The 15,170-nt window shown below is 62.6% G+C and carries 16 protein-coding genes; 2 read left to right on the top strand and 14 right to left on the bottom strand.

Annotation, left to right across the window (positions count from 1 at the left end):
* Positions 1–366, top strand: a 366-nt coding sequence (locus tag ACTJK8_RS31055; protein WP_440763090.1) for an IS66 family transposase, incomplete at its 5' end; no start/stop codon positions are given.
* A 337-nt stretch (positions 367–703) separates the two neighbouring features.
* Here the strand turns inward: ACTJK8_RS31055 and ACTJK8_RS31050 are convergent.
* The 14 genes from ACTJK8_RS31050 to ACTJK8_RS30985 all read right to left on the bottom strand — a co-directional run bounded on the left by ACTJK8_RS31050 (position 704) and on the right by ACTJK8_RS30985 (position 13,547).
* On the bottom strand, positions 704–3,727 hold the full coding sequence (locus tag ACTJK8_RS31050) for an N-6 DNA methylase (protein ID WP_440763089.1): 3,024 nt from the start codon (positions 3,725–3,727) through the stop codon (positions 704–706).
* Positions 3,728–3,804: 77 nt separating this feature from the next.
* Positions 3,805–4,395, bottom strand: coding sequence for a recombinase family protein (locus ACTJK8_RS31045; RefSeq protein WP_440763088.1), 591 nt, complete (start codon positions 4,393–4,395; stop codon positions 3,805–3,807).
* Positions 4,396–4,615: 220 nt separating this feature from the next.
* Positions 4,616–5,104, bottom strand: a complete 489-nt coding sequence (locus tag ACTJK8_RS31040; RefSeq protein WP_440763087.1) for a hypothetical protein — start codon at positions 5,102–5,104, stop codon at positions 4,616–4,618.
* Positions 5,105–5,333: 229 nt separating this feature from the next.
* Positions 5,334–5,636 carry a hypothetical protein gene (locus tag ACTJK8_RS31035; protein ID WP_440763086.1) on the bottom strand — a complete coding sequence of 101 codons (303 nt, stop codon included), beginning with the start codon at positions 5,634–5,636 and terminating at the stop codon, positions 5,334–5,336.
* Between the two features lie 58 nt (positions 5,637–5,694).
* Positions 5,695–6,321, bottom strand: coding sequence for a hypothetical protein (locus tag ACTJK8_RS31030; protein WP_440763085.1), 627 nt, complete (start codon positions 6,319–6,321; stop codon positions 5,695–5,697).
* Between the two features lie 98 nt (positions 6,322–6,419).
* Entirely contained in the window at positions 6,420–6,929 is a 510-nt protein-coding gene (locus ACTJK8_RS31025) for a hypothetical protein (protein WP_440763084.1), read from the bottom strand.
* Between the two features lie 767 nt (positions 6,930–7,696).
* Positions 7,697–8,197 carry a hypothetical protein gene (locus ACTJK8_RS31020; protein ID WP_440763083.1) on the bottom strand — a complete coding sequence of 167 codons (501 nt, stop codon included), beginning with the start codon at positions 8,195–8,197 and terminating at the stop codon, positions 7,697–7,699.
* 206 nt (positions 8,198–8,403) lie between these two features.
* The gene (locus tag ACTJK8_RS31015; protein ID WP_440763082.1) at positions 8,404–11,328 is read right to left on the bottom strand and encodes a PriCT-2 domain-containing protein; all 2,925 of its coding nucleotides are present in this window, start codon (positions 11,326–11,328) and stop codon (positions 8,404–8,406) included.
* Positions 11,325–11,792, bottom strand: coding sequence for a hypothetical protein (locus ACTJK8_RS31010; RefSeq protein ID WP_440763081.1), 468 nt, complete (start codon positions 11,790–11,792; stop codon positions 11,325–11,327). Before ACTJK8_RS31010 ends, ACTJK8_RS31015 begins: the two co-directional genes overlap by 4 nt.
* Positions 11,774–11,977, bottom strand: coding sequence for a helix-turn-helix transcriptional regulator (locus tag ACTJK8_RS31005; RefSeq protein ID WP_440763080.1), 204 nt, complete (start codon positions 11,975–11,977; stop codon positions 11,774–11,776). The genes ACTJK8_RS31010 and ACTJK8_RS31005 overlap by 19 nt, the downstream gene beginning before the upstream one ends.
* A 572-nt stretch (positions 11,978–12,549) precedes the next feature.
* The gene (locus ACTJK8_RS31000; protein WP_440763079.1) at positions 12,550–12,696 is read right to left on the bottom strand and encodes a hypothetical protein; all 147 of its coding nucleotides are present in this window, start codon (positions 12,694–12,696) and stop codon (positions 12,550–12,552) included.
* Positions 12,693–13,073 (bottom strand): hypothetical protein, encoded by a 381-nt coding sequence (locus tag ACTJK8_RS30995; protein ID WP_440763078.1) that lies wholly within the window; start codon positions 13,071–13,073, stop codon positions 12,693–12,695. Before ACTJK8_RS30995 ends, ACTJK8_RS31000 begins: the two co-directional genes overlap by 4 nt.
* The gene (locus ACTJK8_RS30990; protein ID WP_440763077.1) at positions 13,070–13,267 is read right to left on the bottom strand and encodes a hypothetical protein; all 198 of its coding nucleotides are present in this window, start codon (positions 13,265–13,267) and stop codon (positions 13,070–13,072) included. The genes ACTJK8_RS30995 and ACTJK8_RS30990 overlap by 4 nt, the downstream gene beginning before the upstream one ends.
* Positions 13,260–13,547, bottom strand: coding sequence for a hypothetical protein (locus tag ACTJK8_RS30985; protein WP_440763076.1), 288 nt, complete (start codon positions 13,545–13,547; stop codon positions 13,260–13,262). Before ACTJK8_RS30985 ends, ACTJK8_RS30990 begins: the two co-directional genes overlap by 8 nt.
* 613 nt (positions 13,548–14,160) lie before the next feature.
* Between ACTJK8_RS30985 and ACTJK8_RS30980 the strand changes: the two genes are divergently transcribed.
* Positions 14,161–14,325, top strand: a complete 165-nt coding sequence (locus ACTJK8_RS30980) for a hypothetical protein (RefSeq protein ID WP_440763075.1) — start codon at positions 14,161–14,163, stop codon at positions 14,323–14,325.
* The last annotated feature ends 845 nt before the right edge of the window (positions 14,326–15,170 follow it).

Below are 15,170 nucleotides of genomic sequence, written 5' to 3'. Positions count from 1 at the left end.
AACCGCGCCAAGCTCTCCGCCAAGGCTCCGGTGGCGCAAGCGATCGACTACATGCTCAAGCGTTGGAGCGCCTTCATCCTTTTCCTCGACGACGGGCGCGCCTGCCTGTCGAACAACGCCGCCGAACGGGCGATCCGGCCGATCGCGGTAGGCCGCCGCAACTGGACCTTCGCCGGCTCGGATGCCGGCGGCCATCGCGCGGCCGCCCTCTACACGCTGATCGAGACCGCCAAGCTCAACGGCATCGATGCGCAGGCCTGGCTCGCCGATGTGCTCAGCCGGCTGCCCGACCATCCGGCTCGAGGCCTCGACGACCTGCTCCCCTGGAACTGGACCGAGACCCACCCTCAGCCGATCGCCGCCTGACACGCCGCCTCAACGAAGATCGCGGCCTTCACCACAGGCGTACCCTCGACGCTCTGGTCGCCTGTACTGACCCTCACATACCCGATGATCGCCATGATGCTCCCGTATCCTGGCTCAAAATATGTGGCTCAGATACTGCGGGGTAGCTCACAGCGTCGCAACACCTTTGATCCATCTAAGTGACGCGACGTGCGCCTGGGTCACAAGGTGTACGTTTTGAGCCGGCGTGGCGTTACCATTCGACAAAGCGGAAGGAGGAGCGATTGCTAGCTTTTGAAGACCCGAACAGCACTCCTGCTTTCCGGCGCAAATCGAATGCGATCGCCTTATCGTGCGCTCAGTTGCCATCGGTCCGGGTTATCAGAGCTGACACAAGCTGTGTAATGCGTGCACCTTCTGGCGAGCCCTCAATCGTCTCACGTACCTTCCGCCGAATGATCGGAAAGTGCCGCGCCTCACCAATCTCGATGCCTTCTATCAGCGGACCTATTCGGCGTGAGAGGGTTACTAGCTCTTGATGCGTCGGGTTCTCCGGATCGTAGTCTGCAATTGCCAGTTGCCATAGATTTTTGTCGACGTGCCGCTCGTCCTTGCCATAAGACATCAGCGGTCGCAGTAATTCTGTGGTAGCAGAGCTATTGAGGATTGCACATAGATAGTCAGCCTCGTCTTCGCTGCGGAACGCGGCCCAATAAAGACTTTTTGAGACCAGAGCCCGATTATCTCGGAGTTTCGCTGCTGCCAAATGCATGCCAGATGCGTTATAGATCACCCGAAACGGCGCAATCGGAAGCTGCCTGGTGAGCTTCGACTGATAATTGAGTTGCTCCATAAGGGACAGCCGCGTTGCCTCTGCCCGGTTTCCTTCCCAGATTTTCTCACACTGAGCCCACCAGGTCCGCAGACCGGAGTGAAAATCTATTTCGCGTGGGCTCAACGATCTGTCCGCCGAACAAGGGATGACCGCCTGTAAGGGACTAAGCACTCGATATGGCAGCAGGTTTTCACCTGAGTAAACCGGCCTGACGAACTCAGATTCGATGACCCCTCTGACTGGCGGCAGTTCTCTATAGGGGAGCTTTTCATTGGCGCTGCGAGAGGACTCAACAGCTACACGGCCAGCCTGAAGACCAAGTGGCCCAGCCTCGCGCCTATGCACGATAAAAAGCACACGCGGATTGAACGTTGCGCCTTGGCTAAAACGTTCAGCGAAGGGCGAAGACACAGCCTCATCAAGGCGCCGCAAATCGCCTACTGAGCGTTCGATTGCTTCACGAGCAGCAGACCAGCTACAGTTTGCCCTGGGCAGACGGCCACTCCAGATTGTAGCTGCTTGCGGCAGCGCGCCGGGATGATCTGCGCGGCGCGCGAAGACTACGCTCGCCCCACGAGGGAAGAAATGTGGTCGAATGCGACGAAGGTCCCAAGAACCTTCGAACGCGAGACTCAGATTTCCTGAACGGCCGGAGTAAGTGCCGCATCGAAATCCCGCGAATTGTTCTCGATCAACAGCCGCGTTTGGGAGCACCATAGCCAGGTGTCCACCCTTCTTTAGATATAGCTCTGTAGCACGTACCACGAATAATGCGGAAAGGTCCTGAGCTGTAGCAAGTTCCTTCCCAGCCCATAGATTGCGCCTCTCGCTCATCTCTTTGAAGGTTACTTGCATGTCCCGCGACATGTTGCGGTAGGCAACCCACGGCGGATTTCCAATCAGAAGGTCAACGCGGTTCGCCTCACGCGCAAGCCACATTGGCCGCGCCATATTGCGCACGTAGTATCCCCAAATATGATCACGGCCTTCATTGTGAAGGCGACACATGGTGGCGAAGGTATCGTTGATCGTTGCTTGACAGCGCTTCGGAATCGCTAACCTCGAGAAGACCGCAGCTAAACTTGGCGCCGCTCGTCCTGGTCTGCTGCTGCTTGCCTTTGTCGCTAGCTCATCAACGAGCTGGTCAAAAAGCTCAGCGTCCTCTAGTAGCTCGTCAGGGAAACGCAGCTCCGAACCCACGAGCTCACGGCCGTCATCAGCGTGGATCACCAACTCTCCGGCTGTCCAGAGATCAAGCTGCTGCTCACGCCATTGGAGGGAGTCGCCGAGGAAGACCGGGATGTGGATCGCACCCCGTGCGCTGTTGGTCAGTCGATCTCGCCCGATCGCGAGGAGATAGGTGACACGTGCAAATAGAACTGCGACCGGATGCAGGTCCATTCCCATCACGTGTCTCGTCAGCCCGTTTAAGGCTGAGGCGAGATCGGCACCGGCCAAGGCCGATGCGTCGAGGAACTTGCGCACGCAGTGGAAGAGGAAGGTGCCGGACCCACATGAGGGGTCGAGTACCTTCTGGGACAGGGGGTCGCTGACGGCCTCTTCAACGATAGCCTCCGCCAGCCAATCAGGCGTGTAGTATTCTCCGAGTTTTTTGCGGGTATCAGGACTGATTACGGACTCATAGAGCACTTTGAGCACGTCTTCTCGAACGGCGCTCCAATCAAATCTAGAAAGCCTTCGCGCTAGCGTTTTGATAAATTGGTCGCCTGAATCGACCTCGATTACCCAATCAAAAAAATCTGCTTCTACGACGCCATATACACTGCTTTCGGCAAACTTCTCGCCCGAGAGCAAGGAGGCCGGATTGAGTTCGGTAACTTTGAGACCCAGAACCGCGTGAGCGATGACTTCTGCTGTATTGACTAGCAGTGTGTGCTCGATGAATAGAGCGTCGTCGTTCTTGAAATGATTGCCCAATGCGGACGCAAGTAGTCGCGACCATAGCTCTCGCTTAAGCTTCACCGTCGGAAGATCTTTGTTGTGTTCATACAGGGCGGCGACAGTCGCGCGATCGAGAGCATACGCGCTGCTTCGTGCTCCTAAGCGAGCCTCGATCTCGCGAGAGGTTGGCGCAATGTTCGTTGCAGTCGCCAGCACCCCCTCTAGCCAGAATATTAACTTCCCTAGACTATCTGCATCTCCAGTAACGGCGTGCTCAGATACTTGTTCGAGCGTGCTGCCGACGAGATTGTAGCAACGCCACTCTGCTCCGTCTGTCAGTACACCTACATAACGTAAACCGGTCTCTGCGGCTCTAGTTGCAACATAGCCAGAGAGTTGGTCGATAGCCTCTTCGCGAACACGGCCCCGCCGTAGATCACGCTTGACCTCGATCACCGTTGAGCCGACCTCGATATCGATGCGGCGACCTCCCGCGATTGGAGCCTCCAGTGAAACGATCTTGAGATCACCTTCATGGAGTTCAAATGGGGCCTCAAGGATCAGCTGCCGGATATCAGCTTGCGTCTCGACCTCAGGACGCCCTTGGTCGCGACGGCAGAGGCGTGAAATGATGTCCTGGAGCACAACGGGATCCGCGGTGAGGTGGCTTAAAGCCTAGCTAGGCATGCCTAATGAGACCTTACTCTCGTCTCCATCGGATCCTAGGTGCGGTTAGCGAGGGACCGATAGAGGGTTGCCCGGTGCACGCCGAGCGCGGCGGCGACCTGCGTCATGGTCTTGCCCGGCTCAGCCAGCAGGGACCTGGCCGCGGCCAGCTTCTCCGGCGTCATGGCCGGCGTCCGGCCGAACTTCACGCCCCGGGCCTTGGCCGCCGTGCGTCCGGTGCTGGTGCGTTCCAGGATCAGCGAGCGCTCGAAGTCAGCGATGCCCGCCATGATGGTCAGGATCATCTTGCCGGCTGGGCTGGTCGTATCCGCCCAGGGCTCCGCCATTGAGCGCAGCCCGGCGCCGATGCCCCGCAGGCGCTCAGCGATGTCGAGCAGGTCGCGAGTGTTGCGTGCCAGGCGATCGAGGCGAGTGACCACGACGACGTCGCCGGCCCGCAGGTGATCCAGCATCCGGTCCAGTTCGACGCGGTCCCGTTTCGCGCCGGTGATCTTCTCCGCGAAGATCCGGGTGCAGCCCTCAGCCTTCAGGGCGGCCTGCTGGTTGGTCAGCTCCTGGCTGTCTGTGCTGACCCGGGCGTAGCCGATAAAGTGGCCCAGAGGGGCCGATTTGGTCGGCTCGCTCATAGCCGTCTACCTGTCGCAAAACATGTCGCAGAGCATATCGATTCTGCGACGACATTTGCAACACGTGACAGCTACGCTTTTTGGTGCCGTTCATCGTGTCGCGGCACTTAGGACTTTTGCGACAACACGGCGTAGCGCCCAAACGGAAAACGCCCCGGGGTGCATGAGCACTCCGAGGCGCAGTCCGTCATGATGGTGTTCAGTGCGAGGTCGAGCGGCCTCAGAGCTTCACCTCTCCGGAGTCAAGCACGGTGCGCATGGCGTCATGCATCCAATACCGGTTGCGGTACCCTTCCCACTCCTGGCGGAAGATCGGCTGGTCCTTAGGCCATTCCTGGGTGTGGTAGACCCGCTTGCCCAGCAGGCGGAGCGTGGCCTTCACCGTCTTGCGGTCGAAGCCCGTGGCCGCTGCGATGTCCTCCGTGGTGGTGCCGGCGTCGCCGGCCTTGTGGACCATCTTGACGACCGCGGCCTGATCCGAGGTCAGAGCCCGCTTCTGGAACATGGCCTTTACGGCGGTTTCAGTGAGAAGCGGCTTAGCGGTCGAGGTAGATGGTGTTGGAGGTACCTCTTCTTGGTCAGCTCCATCTACGGCAGGCGAAGCTTTTCCTGTAGCTGGGTGCTGCTGTTTCGGTTCAAACAGGTGTGCCACCTCCTTGAACTCGGCCGGATCGCCGTCGAACGTGTACTCCGTCTTCGTTACTCGCATAGTGGTCTCCTGCTGCAGCCGTCTGGCCGACGCAGCATATAGGCCACGTACCAATCGCATACAAGGTGGCCTGTGGAGAACCGGTTGTGGCGTAGCCGCTGCGCTCGTCGCGATCGCCTTCGGCGCAGGGACGCACGATCGAGCGCCTGGGCCCCCGGTAGCTAGCTCGTCATTGCCTACACGACGAGGCATCGCCACGTACCCATCTACTCTACGTGGTTCATGTGCCTCAGCCCGTCAGCAGATCCCAGCGCACTGCCCCGTACTCCCGCTCGACGTTGGCCAGGGCCGTCTCCGCCGCGGTGGCCAGGAGCACGAAGCCTGCGTCGGCGTCGCCGTAGCGGGCGTGGGAGCTGACCAGCTCCGCGGCGATCGCACGCTGCACGTCGGTCATGCTGGCCGCTAGGTCAGCATCGAGCAAGTGGGCGAGAGCGTCGTGCAGGTTGAGCACGATCCTCAGCAGCGCAGGGCATGCCAGGATGGCGAGCCGGTGGATGCTGAACGGGGAAGTAAACAGGGTCGGGGCGGTCATGATGGTGGCTCCTAGGAATGTGGAGCCATGGTCGCGTCACGCCGCCGGTGCCGGGCAATCACGATCGCAGCCGGGCCTCTCTTCTCGCCCGTGGATCCAGCCGGCCCTGCAGGGCAGGGACGCCGATGGTCGCGGCCCGGTCGTGCTCCTTGGTCGCCCATCCGCCCGGTCGGGCTGCCCTCACCATGGCTCCAATGGCCGCCACATCGAGGCCAACCGGTGGAGCGCAAAGCACCAGACGGCGATCGGTGTCCGGACCTCCCTGACTGACCGCCCACGCCGGGCCGAGATAGTGGAACGACCAGCCGGCAGCACGAGCCTGGTCAGCCGCATGGAACAGGTGGCCGTGAGTCAGTTCGCAGCTGACCAGGTAGCCAGGACGTCCGTGGAAACGCCAAGCGAGGGCATGCGACCGCACGGGGTTCCCGCACCAAGGGGTATGAACCGGGCCGAATGGCATGCCGGTACAGGGCTGCAGGCCGGTGGCGTCCATGAACTCGACCACCCGGCCGGCCGTGACGGGTCGCTCGGAGGCCAAGCGGTCGCCCTCTACCGCCAGGATGTTGTTGGCAGCGTAGAACTGCGCCGGGCGCCTCGCGTCGACCGTTGCAGCCCTGACCGTGTGCCCTTGGCGCTTGCCGGTACCTGGCTGCCGGGAGCTGTGTTGGATGAGGAGGGTCGGCATAGCTGGCGGCTCGGGGGCTTCGATACCGCTATGCTGACGTCACGCTCGCCGAGAGGAGGGACGCTCAGAGGCCCAGGCCGCTAGGGAGGCGCGTTGGGTCACTCGCGCTCAAGCACTACGGTTGCCGGCGACGTCTCACCGGTACCCAGGCCGTAGGCGATGCGCTCAGAGCGCTGAGCGGTGGCGAAGGTGCGGCTCAAGGCATAGGCCAGCCGGGCGGACTGCTCGTCCCGGCCTCGGATCGCCGTTGATGCCAAGTTCGATACGGCCGCCCATTGGGCGCGATGCCGAAGCAGCAGCTTCTCCTCAATCTCCTCACGGGTGGGCTCGGTCGCGGGATCGCCGGTGCCGACAATGGGGGCCGGGGTCCGTTCCAGCTCGGAGGCAATCTCCGCCATGACGCGCACGCGGTCGGCGGTGCTGGTGGGGGCATTCTCTTTGCGCCAGCCATCGTCCTGGCTGCTCCATTTCTTGACCGTGCGCTCGTTGATGCCGAGTTGGCTGGCCACGGACAGGAACGATGCGCCGGTGGTTTCGTATAGGCGCTTGGCTTCAGCTCTCAGAGTGATCCAGTCGCGCTCTGCTCCAGGGGTGGTGTGTTCGGTCATGATGCTGGCTTCGCGGCCCGGTAGTTCGTCATGTCCGCCATCGTTGCATCACGCCAATCGCCGGTGACCACCCACCATCGAAATTTAAGGCCGGCCGCCAGGCGGGTCTCCGGGGCGATCGATTGCGGGGGATTTTTCGCTTTCCCCGCCCCTCAACCCACATTCAGGCCCTCAACCACCCCTTGTTCCCACGTTCCCACCCGATTTCTCAGATGGGAACATCAATGGGAACACCTCTAGACCCCGTCAATACTGGCTTTCTTCTTCTCTGTTCCCATGTTCCCATAAATATAGATATAGAAGCCCTACGGGAGGAGGAGACAATAACGGGGCGTGATTGAGAGGAGGCGGGACACCCAATCCTCTCCCTATACAGGCCTTTATCCGTTTTTTCGTGGGAACATGGGAACAACGCTCGCGAACCGCTCTATCATGCGGTTTTCAGCGTTCCAGGCAGTGGGAACAGGCACGGGAACAAGGTGCAAAGATGGGAACAGCAGGGCTCAATACTTAGCCTCTGCTGCCCAATTCAGGTCATGGCTTCGCAAATGAGAAGCGCTACGACTTCGCTTGGCATGTAGGCGAGTGGCGGGTGAAACGGCCGACACCACCCTGGCGCAGCTCTTCCGACCGCAGGTCGAGGCACTTCACCGCCTTGGGGACCGGCCACCATTGCCACCGTTGAGACGGCGGGGGTGACTGCCTGGCAAGGTCACTATGGCAAATTACCGCAAGCATTCACCAGTATTCGCAGAGGCAAATAGGCCTCAATGCTTGTTTTTCGGACTGTAGCTACTGACAAACCGGCCAACAATCCACATGGCCGCGCAAATGATCGCGCACGCAGTCCAAACCATGGCTACGCCGAAGAAATACTCGAAGCTGAGCGCAGCCCAGTAGATCGCGAACAGGATCGAGAAAAGGATGGCCAGCGCGCTGGCGCCGGCGCACGCCGCGACGACCATTTCGCGGACCACCTTGTGCTTGAGCAAGCTGCTGGTGGTGTGCTGCGCACCCTTTGCGGAGAGGAAGCAGGTGGCTGTCGGCTGGATCAGCGCGAGCAGGCTGACGGTAGAGAGCGTCTCGGCGCTCAGGAGATCCCTCGCGACCTCCGCCGCGTCCTTCACCCCGTGGGTGAAGTGCTTCGACTCGATCCAGAGGAACACGAAGAGGACGCCTATCCAGGCGAAATCGCAGAAGGCGCGCCACAGCTTCTGCCCCCAGGAAGAGGGGTCATGATCGAAACCGTGGCCCGCGCTCTGCGACATCGGTCTGCCTGTGGCTGGCCCAGCTCTTCTGGCTGCGGCACGGGGCGAAACTAGCGACCTGGGCCGATCTGGCAAGAGGCTCCGGCGGGCACCCAGGAACAAAGAAGCCCGCTCGGGGCGGGCCTTATCGCAAGGGGTGGTATTACGGGCCGGTCAGAGGACGTCGCTGTCTGTGCTCCAGAGGGGCGGCACGCGCCCCTGGTTGATCAGAACGGGTGGTCGTCGTTGGTCGCATCGACATCCTCCCCGCTGCCACACAGGCTCAGCGGGATGGAGACGTAGCGGCTAGTTGCGCCGGCGAAGCGCGCCTTCTCGGGCGGCCCGACCTCGCCCGGCTTCTTGACCTTCGATTTCCAGGCGCCCGGCAGGCGAGCCAAGCGGCCGATCAGGTCGGTTTCGAAGTCGGTACCCTCGACCAGCTTCACTAGCTCGCGGCGCGCCATGGCGAACATCAGGCGCCGGGGATCTTCGCCTTCCGAGATGCGGATCCCGTGCAGGCCCAGGCTGTGAACGGCTTGGTCGAAGGCCGGCAGCGAGCCCGTCCCTGCCATCGCTCCACCAGCGGCGACCTCGATGAGCTGGGCGACGCTGAAGGTGCGCTGGTCGACCCGAACCGGAGAGCTGAGGATCGCGTCGAGCGCCTGACGGCTATCGTTCACCTGGACCGACGCACCAGCACCGAGGCTTGCCCAGTCCTGGCCCTCGATGAGCACCTTGGCCTCGGCCTCGGTCGGAGCCTTGTCCTTCTGCAAGCACCAGGCGCCCGCTAGCAGGGTGCCGAACTGGTCGCCATCACGCTGACGGCCGAAGTGCTTGCCAGCCACACGGCTGATGACGGCAGCCGACTCGCGGATCACGGGCAGCATCTTCAAGGCCCGGGCGAACATGCGCTGCCCATAGGTGTGGTCCGCGGCTATCGCCTCCAGCTCACGCTCCAGGGTGTCCCAGTCACCGACCGCCTCGGCGGCCAGCTCAAGGCGAGTCAGGCGGTCCTCGTCGGTCTGCCGGCTCAGGGAGACACCGACCGAAGCCAAGCAGAAGGCGCTGCGGATGCGGAAGCTCATGGCGTGGCCGCTGATCGTGCCGCGGGCAACCTCGGCACCGGTCTCGGAGGACGACTGGCGGATCAGGGTCAGGATGGACTCGATGCGCTTCACGTCGGCTTCAGTGTTGCACTCGAACTCATCGATCAGCACGGGGCGCGCGTCGCCCTTGAGCTTCTGACGCACACCAGCCTCGGTGCTGCTGCCCTGCAGGGAGAGCAGCCAGTCGCTCGGCATCAGCTGGGCCAGGAACTTGTCCAGCAGGGTCGACTTGCCGGAGCCGGCGGCACCGGTGACCCAGATGTGCGAGCGCCAGTTCAGAGCACCGCACACTGGGGCCAGAAACGCCCAGCCCGCCATCAGCAGCCCAGATCCGGAGTGCGACCAGCGGAACCGGCAAGCGGTCGCAGTCAGAGCAGCGCCTTCCGACGCTGTCATGCGGGTGTCGGCGGCCGACGAGATAGCGGCAGCGCCCTCGTACACGTGCCGGCTGCGGATGTTGCTCAGCTCGGTCTGGACGCCGTCCACGGTGAGGAAGTTGCCGTGGTGGAAGACAAGCCGGCCGTCATCGAGCCAGACGCCCCGACCGCGCACGCGGCTGTCGTCGTAGATGCCGCGCTTCTCAGCCAGACGCACCAGCCAGTCGGCAGCCGCAGCAGCGTCGAGGCCCGACCCACCTTTGCCCGCCTTCTGGAAGTAGTACTCCCACCAGTTGAGCGGAGCCAGCTCGATCAGACCCGATGCCTTGCTCAGGGCCGAGGCAGACGTTGTCAGCACCTGCGTCCGGCTGTGGCTGTAGACGAAGATGGTGCTGCGATCGAAGCCCAGGACCGCGAAGTGCTTGTCGAAGTCGGGATCCTCGCTGCTGGTGGCGGTCGTCACGCTGCTGGCAGATTGGATCGTTACCGGCTGGGCCGAGCGCTCCTCGAACTTCGGCAGGAGCCGCGCTGCTAGCTCGTCGGGGATCTCCTCGGCCTCGGCATGGACGACAGGCGACGCTTGGGCGGCCTGCTCGCGGACTGCAGCGTCCTGACGGGCTGCGTCTGGGCGCAGGGCCTGCTCACTGGCAACCACCTCAGCCTCCAGCGGGCCGGCGGCGATCGCCTCCTCGAACTGTGCGGCCACCAACTTCCCGCCCAGGATGTCGCGAGCGTCCCAGAAGTCGTTGCCGTCCTCCAGGCCTTCGCCGTGCGGAACGACCAAGCAAGCGCCGAGGGCGATCGCTGCGGCACGGGCCTTGGCCTCCGCGCCCAGGTCGGCGGCGATCACCAGCCGGGCGTCGGGGCACATGCGCTTCACGGTCTCGCCGGCGCCGCGGAGGTTGCCCACGCTGAACGCCACCACAGCCGGGTACCCGGTGGCGGCTTGGCAGGCTGCAGCGGTGGCAAGGCCTTCGGCGACGATGACGATGCGGCTGGGGTTGGTCTCCGCTGCCATGAACTGGCCGACGGGATAGAAGCCGCCGGAGCGCGCGCCATCCTTCAGGCCGATCTTCTCGCCATCCGCGCTGATCGCTTCGAGGCTCATGACATTCCGGTCGGCACCATAGATCGGCACCAACAGTGCGTCGTCCCAGCCACGCTGGGGGAAGCTGCCGCGACGGATCCCGGCGCCGTACTTAAGGCCAGCCCCCTTGCGCTTGATGTACGGGTGGTCACTGATCTCCTTCGATCCAGCATCGCGCAGCGCCTTCGCCAAGTCAGCGGCGGCGCCACGGCGAGCAGCCTCTTCGGCTGCTGCGTGAGCGCGCTGGGCTTCACGAGCAGCAATCTGCTCAGCCGTCAGTGCCGCGGGAGCCTGGAACGAGCCATCGTCCTTCCAGCCGTTGTTGCGGGCATGCCAGAACAGCGTAGCGGCACCGGTGCCTCCGGTTTCCTTGGCGGAGCGCCACACATCGCGGGCATCGGTCGCGGAGAAGCTGTCGGCCCCCTCGCTCCAGCTGCTCCAAATGTCGAACCCGATGTCGCCTAGAGCCGCCTTGGTGGCCATGGCCATCTTGACCCAGATTTCGCGGTCGGTCGGATCAATGAAGGCTAGGGCCGAGGCTACGCGCTCCGGGCTCTCAGGCTGATAGTTGCGCTGGCTCATGCTGCCACCGCCTGAGCACGGGCAGCGGCGCAGACGTCCACGAGGTGCTGAAGCCCCTGCAGGGGATAGGCGCGACCGCGGCGGCCGACATCGCAAAAGTGGACCTCGATGCCATCCTGGTCAGAGGGTCCAGTCCATTCGGTCAGTTGTTCGATTAGCGGCTTGGCGGCACCGCAGACCTGGAAGGAGACACCGTCCGGACCTTCGAGGACGCACCGCCCTAGCTCTTCGCCGGCGAATGCTTCGGCCACCTGAGCCAGGAACTCGGCGTCGCTGACTTGGTCGATAGAAACGCGACCGAATGCACCTTTTGCAGCTTGCAAATGGTCTGCTGGGATGCCAGTATTGCCTTGTTGATTGATCATTTGTGCTACTCGAAAAGTGTTGGTCGCTTCGGCCTGCCAGCCGTTGTGTTCCGAAGAGCCCCGCCTGCCAGCGGGGTTTTTCATTTCTGGACTGCGCATTCTGCTTCACGCTCCATGTTCGCCACCCAGTCGGATACGACTTGCTCGCGCCAGCGCAGGGTCTTCTCAGTCAGACGCAGGGGCTGCGGAAACTTGCCAGTGGCGACCATCTTCAGCAGTGTGTTGCGGCTGATAGACAGCTTCTTCATCACCTCAGTGGTGCTGACGAACTCTTTCTGTTGCATGGGCTCACCTGTGTGTTTGGTTCATTTGGTCACTGTCGCATCACGACGAGCACAGGATCGCGTCCTAATCGAAGCCCTGCAATAGCTGGCACGCATCGTGCTATATATAAGTGGTCACTCTCATTGCTCGGATCTGAGCAACGGATCAGCAGTGGCAGCCACAATCAGGGCGCCAAAAATCTTTATGGAAAATTTCGATAGGTTTCGACAGGATCTATTGATTTCGTAGATATAGGCTGCGGCCGATGACCTGGGCTCTCGGCGCCTGGTGTCGTGACCTAACACTGCACTCACCGAAAGACGCTCATCGATCGGTGCTCCTCTAGTGGCAAAGCCGCTGGCTGTGGCCCGTCTCCCCATCTTCAGCGCACCCAGAACCCGGCAGGTCCTGTGACCTTGCCGGGTTTCTTTTTGTGTGCTCGGCGCCGACGAGCATCCGTGACGGCAATATTGACGGTGTCGACAGACATCGACCTCGTTTCGCGCGGCGACGGTTCGTTCATTCCACGCACGCGGACTTCAGCCCCGACCAGTTCACACCGGTCCAGGTCTTTTTTTGGCCCGTGGATGGGTCAGGCCCAGAAGCGGCCCGGGAAGACGACAAGGACGCCAAGGACGAACGCCGCAGCGGGCGTGAGAGCAACGATCAGTGCGTCGGCAGGGGTGAGGCAGCGGGCGTCGCGCTGGAACGCGGCCAGAGAGCCGCGCAGGGCGCTCACAGCACGTCCTCGGTCAACAGGCGCCCACCGAAGACCCTGGCCACGTCGCCGGGCGTCAGCATGGCCGCCTTGGAGCGGGGGCCGCCCACCACCTCGCCGGTCGCGATCTTCGTCAGCTGAAAGCCCGGGATGCAGCGCCCGCCCCTCATCGAGCAGCCGTGTAGCTTGGCGATCCGGCGTGCCTCGCGCACTCGGACGGCGGAGAACTCCGCGGCATACGCCTGGGCGTTCACTTCGAGTCGCGCTCGGTCCTTGGCGGTGTAGGCCGGCCCGTTCGCCAGCTCCTGGGTCAGCCCGTCCATTCCGCGCTCAAGGGCGGCAGCGTCGAGGCCAGTCATCTCATCCAGGCCGCGGCCGTACAGGGGTGCTGCGTTCATACGCGCGCCTCCTTGGCCAGCCTGCCTTCGACGAATGCGCCTGGGATGTCCTCGAACGAGGCCACTCGACCGGCAACGACGCCGTCGGCGGGGTACTTGATCTGGATGCTCGCCGCGTCGCGGTCCAGGACGAAGCCGCAGCGCCACGCAATGACCCTGGCACGCGCTTCGGCATCCATGCGGATCTCAGACATGATCCACCTCCATCTCGCCGGCGACCAGGGCTGCGTGCATGCCGGCGAAATCGCCGTAGGGGTAGATCCCGCCGCAGCTCTCGTTGGTGGACAAGTCCCGAGCGATCATGCCGTCCACGCAGAACGACAAGCGCATTCCGCGAGCGCTCAGCGCCAGGCGCAGCAGGCCGCGTGCGTCGATGACATCGCCGCGTTGGGGAAGGGGTGCGTCCCGCCAGGAGCCAGGGCCGATAGCCAGGGTGCTGAGGGTCGGGGTGGGAAGGGTGCTCAGGTGGGTCATGATGGCGCTCCAATGGGTGGCCGACCTGGCACACGCTGGAAACCGGTGAGGTACCGGCGGCCGTGAGGCCCGCGTGCCAGGTCTTGCCATTGAAGGGGTGCCCCCTCAGTACCGGTTTCCAGGCCGGGTCAGCTCTTGCCGACGACTACATTGTAATCACTGTGACGCAGACCACAAAGCTGTATCGAGTGACGCTCAGTGTGCAACGGTGGCTTCTACATGTATTCGCGGGAATGTTTGCCACAGTCGTTCAGCAGAAAAGAGACACAAGCGGCCCGACGAACGGTCGCCTGTCGCCAGTCGCGTCGCCAGTCGCGATGACTACAATGTGATCATTCACAGCCAAGGAGGCCGCATGGCCGATAACGATCAAGCCGCAGCTCGCGACGTTCAGTGGAGCGTGCGGGTGCCCCAAGCCATTGCCGACCGAGTCGAGCAGCACCGCCAAGCCCGTCAGCAGGAGTCTGGTCTGCGCCTATCGCGGGCTGATGCGGTTGTTGAGCTGCTGTCCGCTGGGCTCCAGCAGCTGCAGCAGAGATAGAAGGCGCCGCCGCCCGTGTTCCAGCACGGACGACGGCCACACCCGTGGCGACACCGTAGGAGGACCGCCAAGATGCACGTAGATGCTACCACGACCCTGAGAACTGTGACCCTCGCCCTGTTGGGAGCAGCTGGCCGGCTGCTCGCCACCATCACCCTGCCGGCTCAGTTCCGGCTCGCCGACCTTGAGATGTTCCGGGATGCCCTGGGTGCCTGCAGGGCGGAGGTGCGACCCTGATCCGAGACGCAGCTCACCGGTGAGCCGTGTCGTGCGGTAGCGTGGTTCGACGGCGCGATCTCTTAAAGCTTCTATCTTTCTTTTTAGGGGCTCATCCATGAGCCATATTCCCCGGCAAAGCAGCTCGCCCATGAGCTGTGTTCGGGGACGACACGGCTCATCCATGATCCAGCTCACCCATGAGCTGTGTGTAACTCGTGGCAGTCTGAAGAAGCTGCGGTTGCGGAGGGTCTGCCTGCGACCCAACCCGGCTACCTGGATCGCGCTCCGTGCTTCCCCAAAGCAGCCGTTCGTCCGCCGTTCGGCAACTTCGGCGTGAAGTTGGGAAGCCTCACCACTCCTGATGACGAGTGGAACTATCGTGATCTTGCTTGCGCCTGGGTGCTTCTTGATCCTGCCGATTGTCATCCATGTTGACGATCACGGTCCCTCGGCGACCTCTGCCCATCCAGAGGTTCCCTGAGGGGCCACGAAAGCCCGCATAACCGTTCGCGCAATATACGGTCCCTGCACGTTCGGTACACGGCGGGGCCAAGGGAGCTGGCTCCACTGGAAACAGGACAGAGGCTAGGGCTACGGCTGACCCAGCTGAGGCCATCACAGAGCCTAAGGCCACGGCGGATACAATGCGCATGTCCAGATGTTATGCATCCTGTGGTTGCATATCAACTCATCTACGCAACCCAAATCCGAGGCTGCACGGACATCGAACGGCTTGGTAAACATCAGGCAGGAGTTCAGCCAATCGACAGACGAACACCCGCAAGTCTTGATAACTCAACCGGTTCTGGTTTTCCGGAGCGCGGCTTGATTGCGTTGCGAGCTGCAGCACGGCTCGGTGCGGC

Source organism: Methylobacterium sp. 22177 (genome assembly GCF_052045615.1).
In the GTDB taxonomy this organism is placed as follows: domain Bacteria; phylum Pseudomonadota; class Alphaproteobacteria; order Rhizobiales; family Beijerinckiaceae; genus Methylobacterium; species Methylobacterium radiotolerans.
The sequence above is the reverse complement of the archived record's forward strand: the minus strand, read 5'-3'. Positions and strand labels throughout refer to the sequence as shown.

Bases quoted from the DNA above. Each gene is read 5' to 3' on its own strand.
- ACTJK8_RS31025 (WP_440763084.1), bottom strand. From the start codon at position 6,929: ATGACCGAACACACCACCCCTGGAGCAGAGCGCGACTGGATCACTCTG.
- ACTJK8_RS30995 (WP_440763078.1), bottom strand. From the start codon at position 13,073: ATGAACGCAGCACCCCTGTACGGCCGCGGCCTGGATGAGATGACTGGC.
- ACTJK8_RS31040 (WP_440763087.1), bottom strand. From the start codon at position 5,104: ATGCGAGTAACGAAGACGGAGTACACGTTCGACGGCGATCCGGCCGAG.
- ACTJK8_RS31035 (WP_440763086.1), bottom strand. From the start codon at position 5,636: ATGACCGCCCCGACCCTGTTTACTTCCCCGTTCAGCATCCACCGGCTC.
- ACTJK8_RS31010 (WP_440763081.1), bottom strand. From the start codon at position 11,792: ATGCGCAGTCCAGAAATGAAAAACCCCGCTGGCAGGCGGGGCTCTTCG.
- ACTJK8_RS31020 (WP_440763083.1), bottom strand. From the start codon at position 8,197: ATGTCGCAGAGCGCGGGCCACGGTTTCGATCATGACCCCTCTTCCTGG.
- ACTJK8_RS30985 (WP_440763076.1), bottom strand. From the start codon at position 13,547: ATGACCCACCTGAGCACCCTTCCCACCCCGACCCTCAGCACCCTGGCT.
- ACTJK8_RS31015 (WP_440763082.1), bottom strand. From the start codon at position 11,328: ATGAGCCAGCGCAACTATCAGCCTGAGAGCCCGGAGCGCGTAGCCTCG.
- ACTJK8_RS30990 (WP_440763077.1), bottom strand. From the start codon at position 13,267: ATGTCTGAGATCCGCATGGATGCCGAAGCGCGTGCCAGGGTCATTGCG.
- ACTJK8_RS31045 (WP_440763088.1), bottom strand. From the start codon at position 4,395: ATGAGCGAGCCGACCAAATCGGCCCCTCTGGGCCACTTTATCGGCTAC.
- ACTJK8_RS31005 (WP_440763080.1), bottom strand. From the start codon at position 11,977: ATGCAACAGAAAGAGTTCGTCAGCACCACTGAGGTGATGAAGAAGCTG.
- ACTJK8_RS31030 (WP_440763085.1), bottom strand. From the start codon at position 6,321: ATGCCGACCCTCCTCATCCAACACAGCTCCCGGCAGCCAGGTACCGGC.
- ACTJK8_RS30980 (WP_440763075.1), top strand. From the start codon at position 14,161: ATGCACGTAGATGCTACCACGACCCTGAGAACTGTGACCCTCGCCCTG.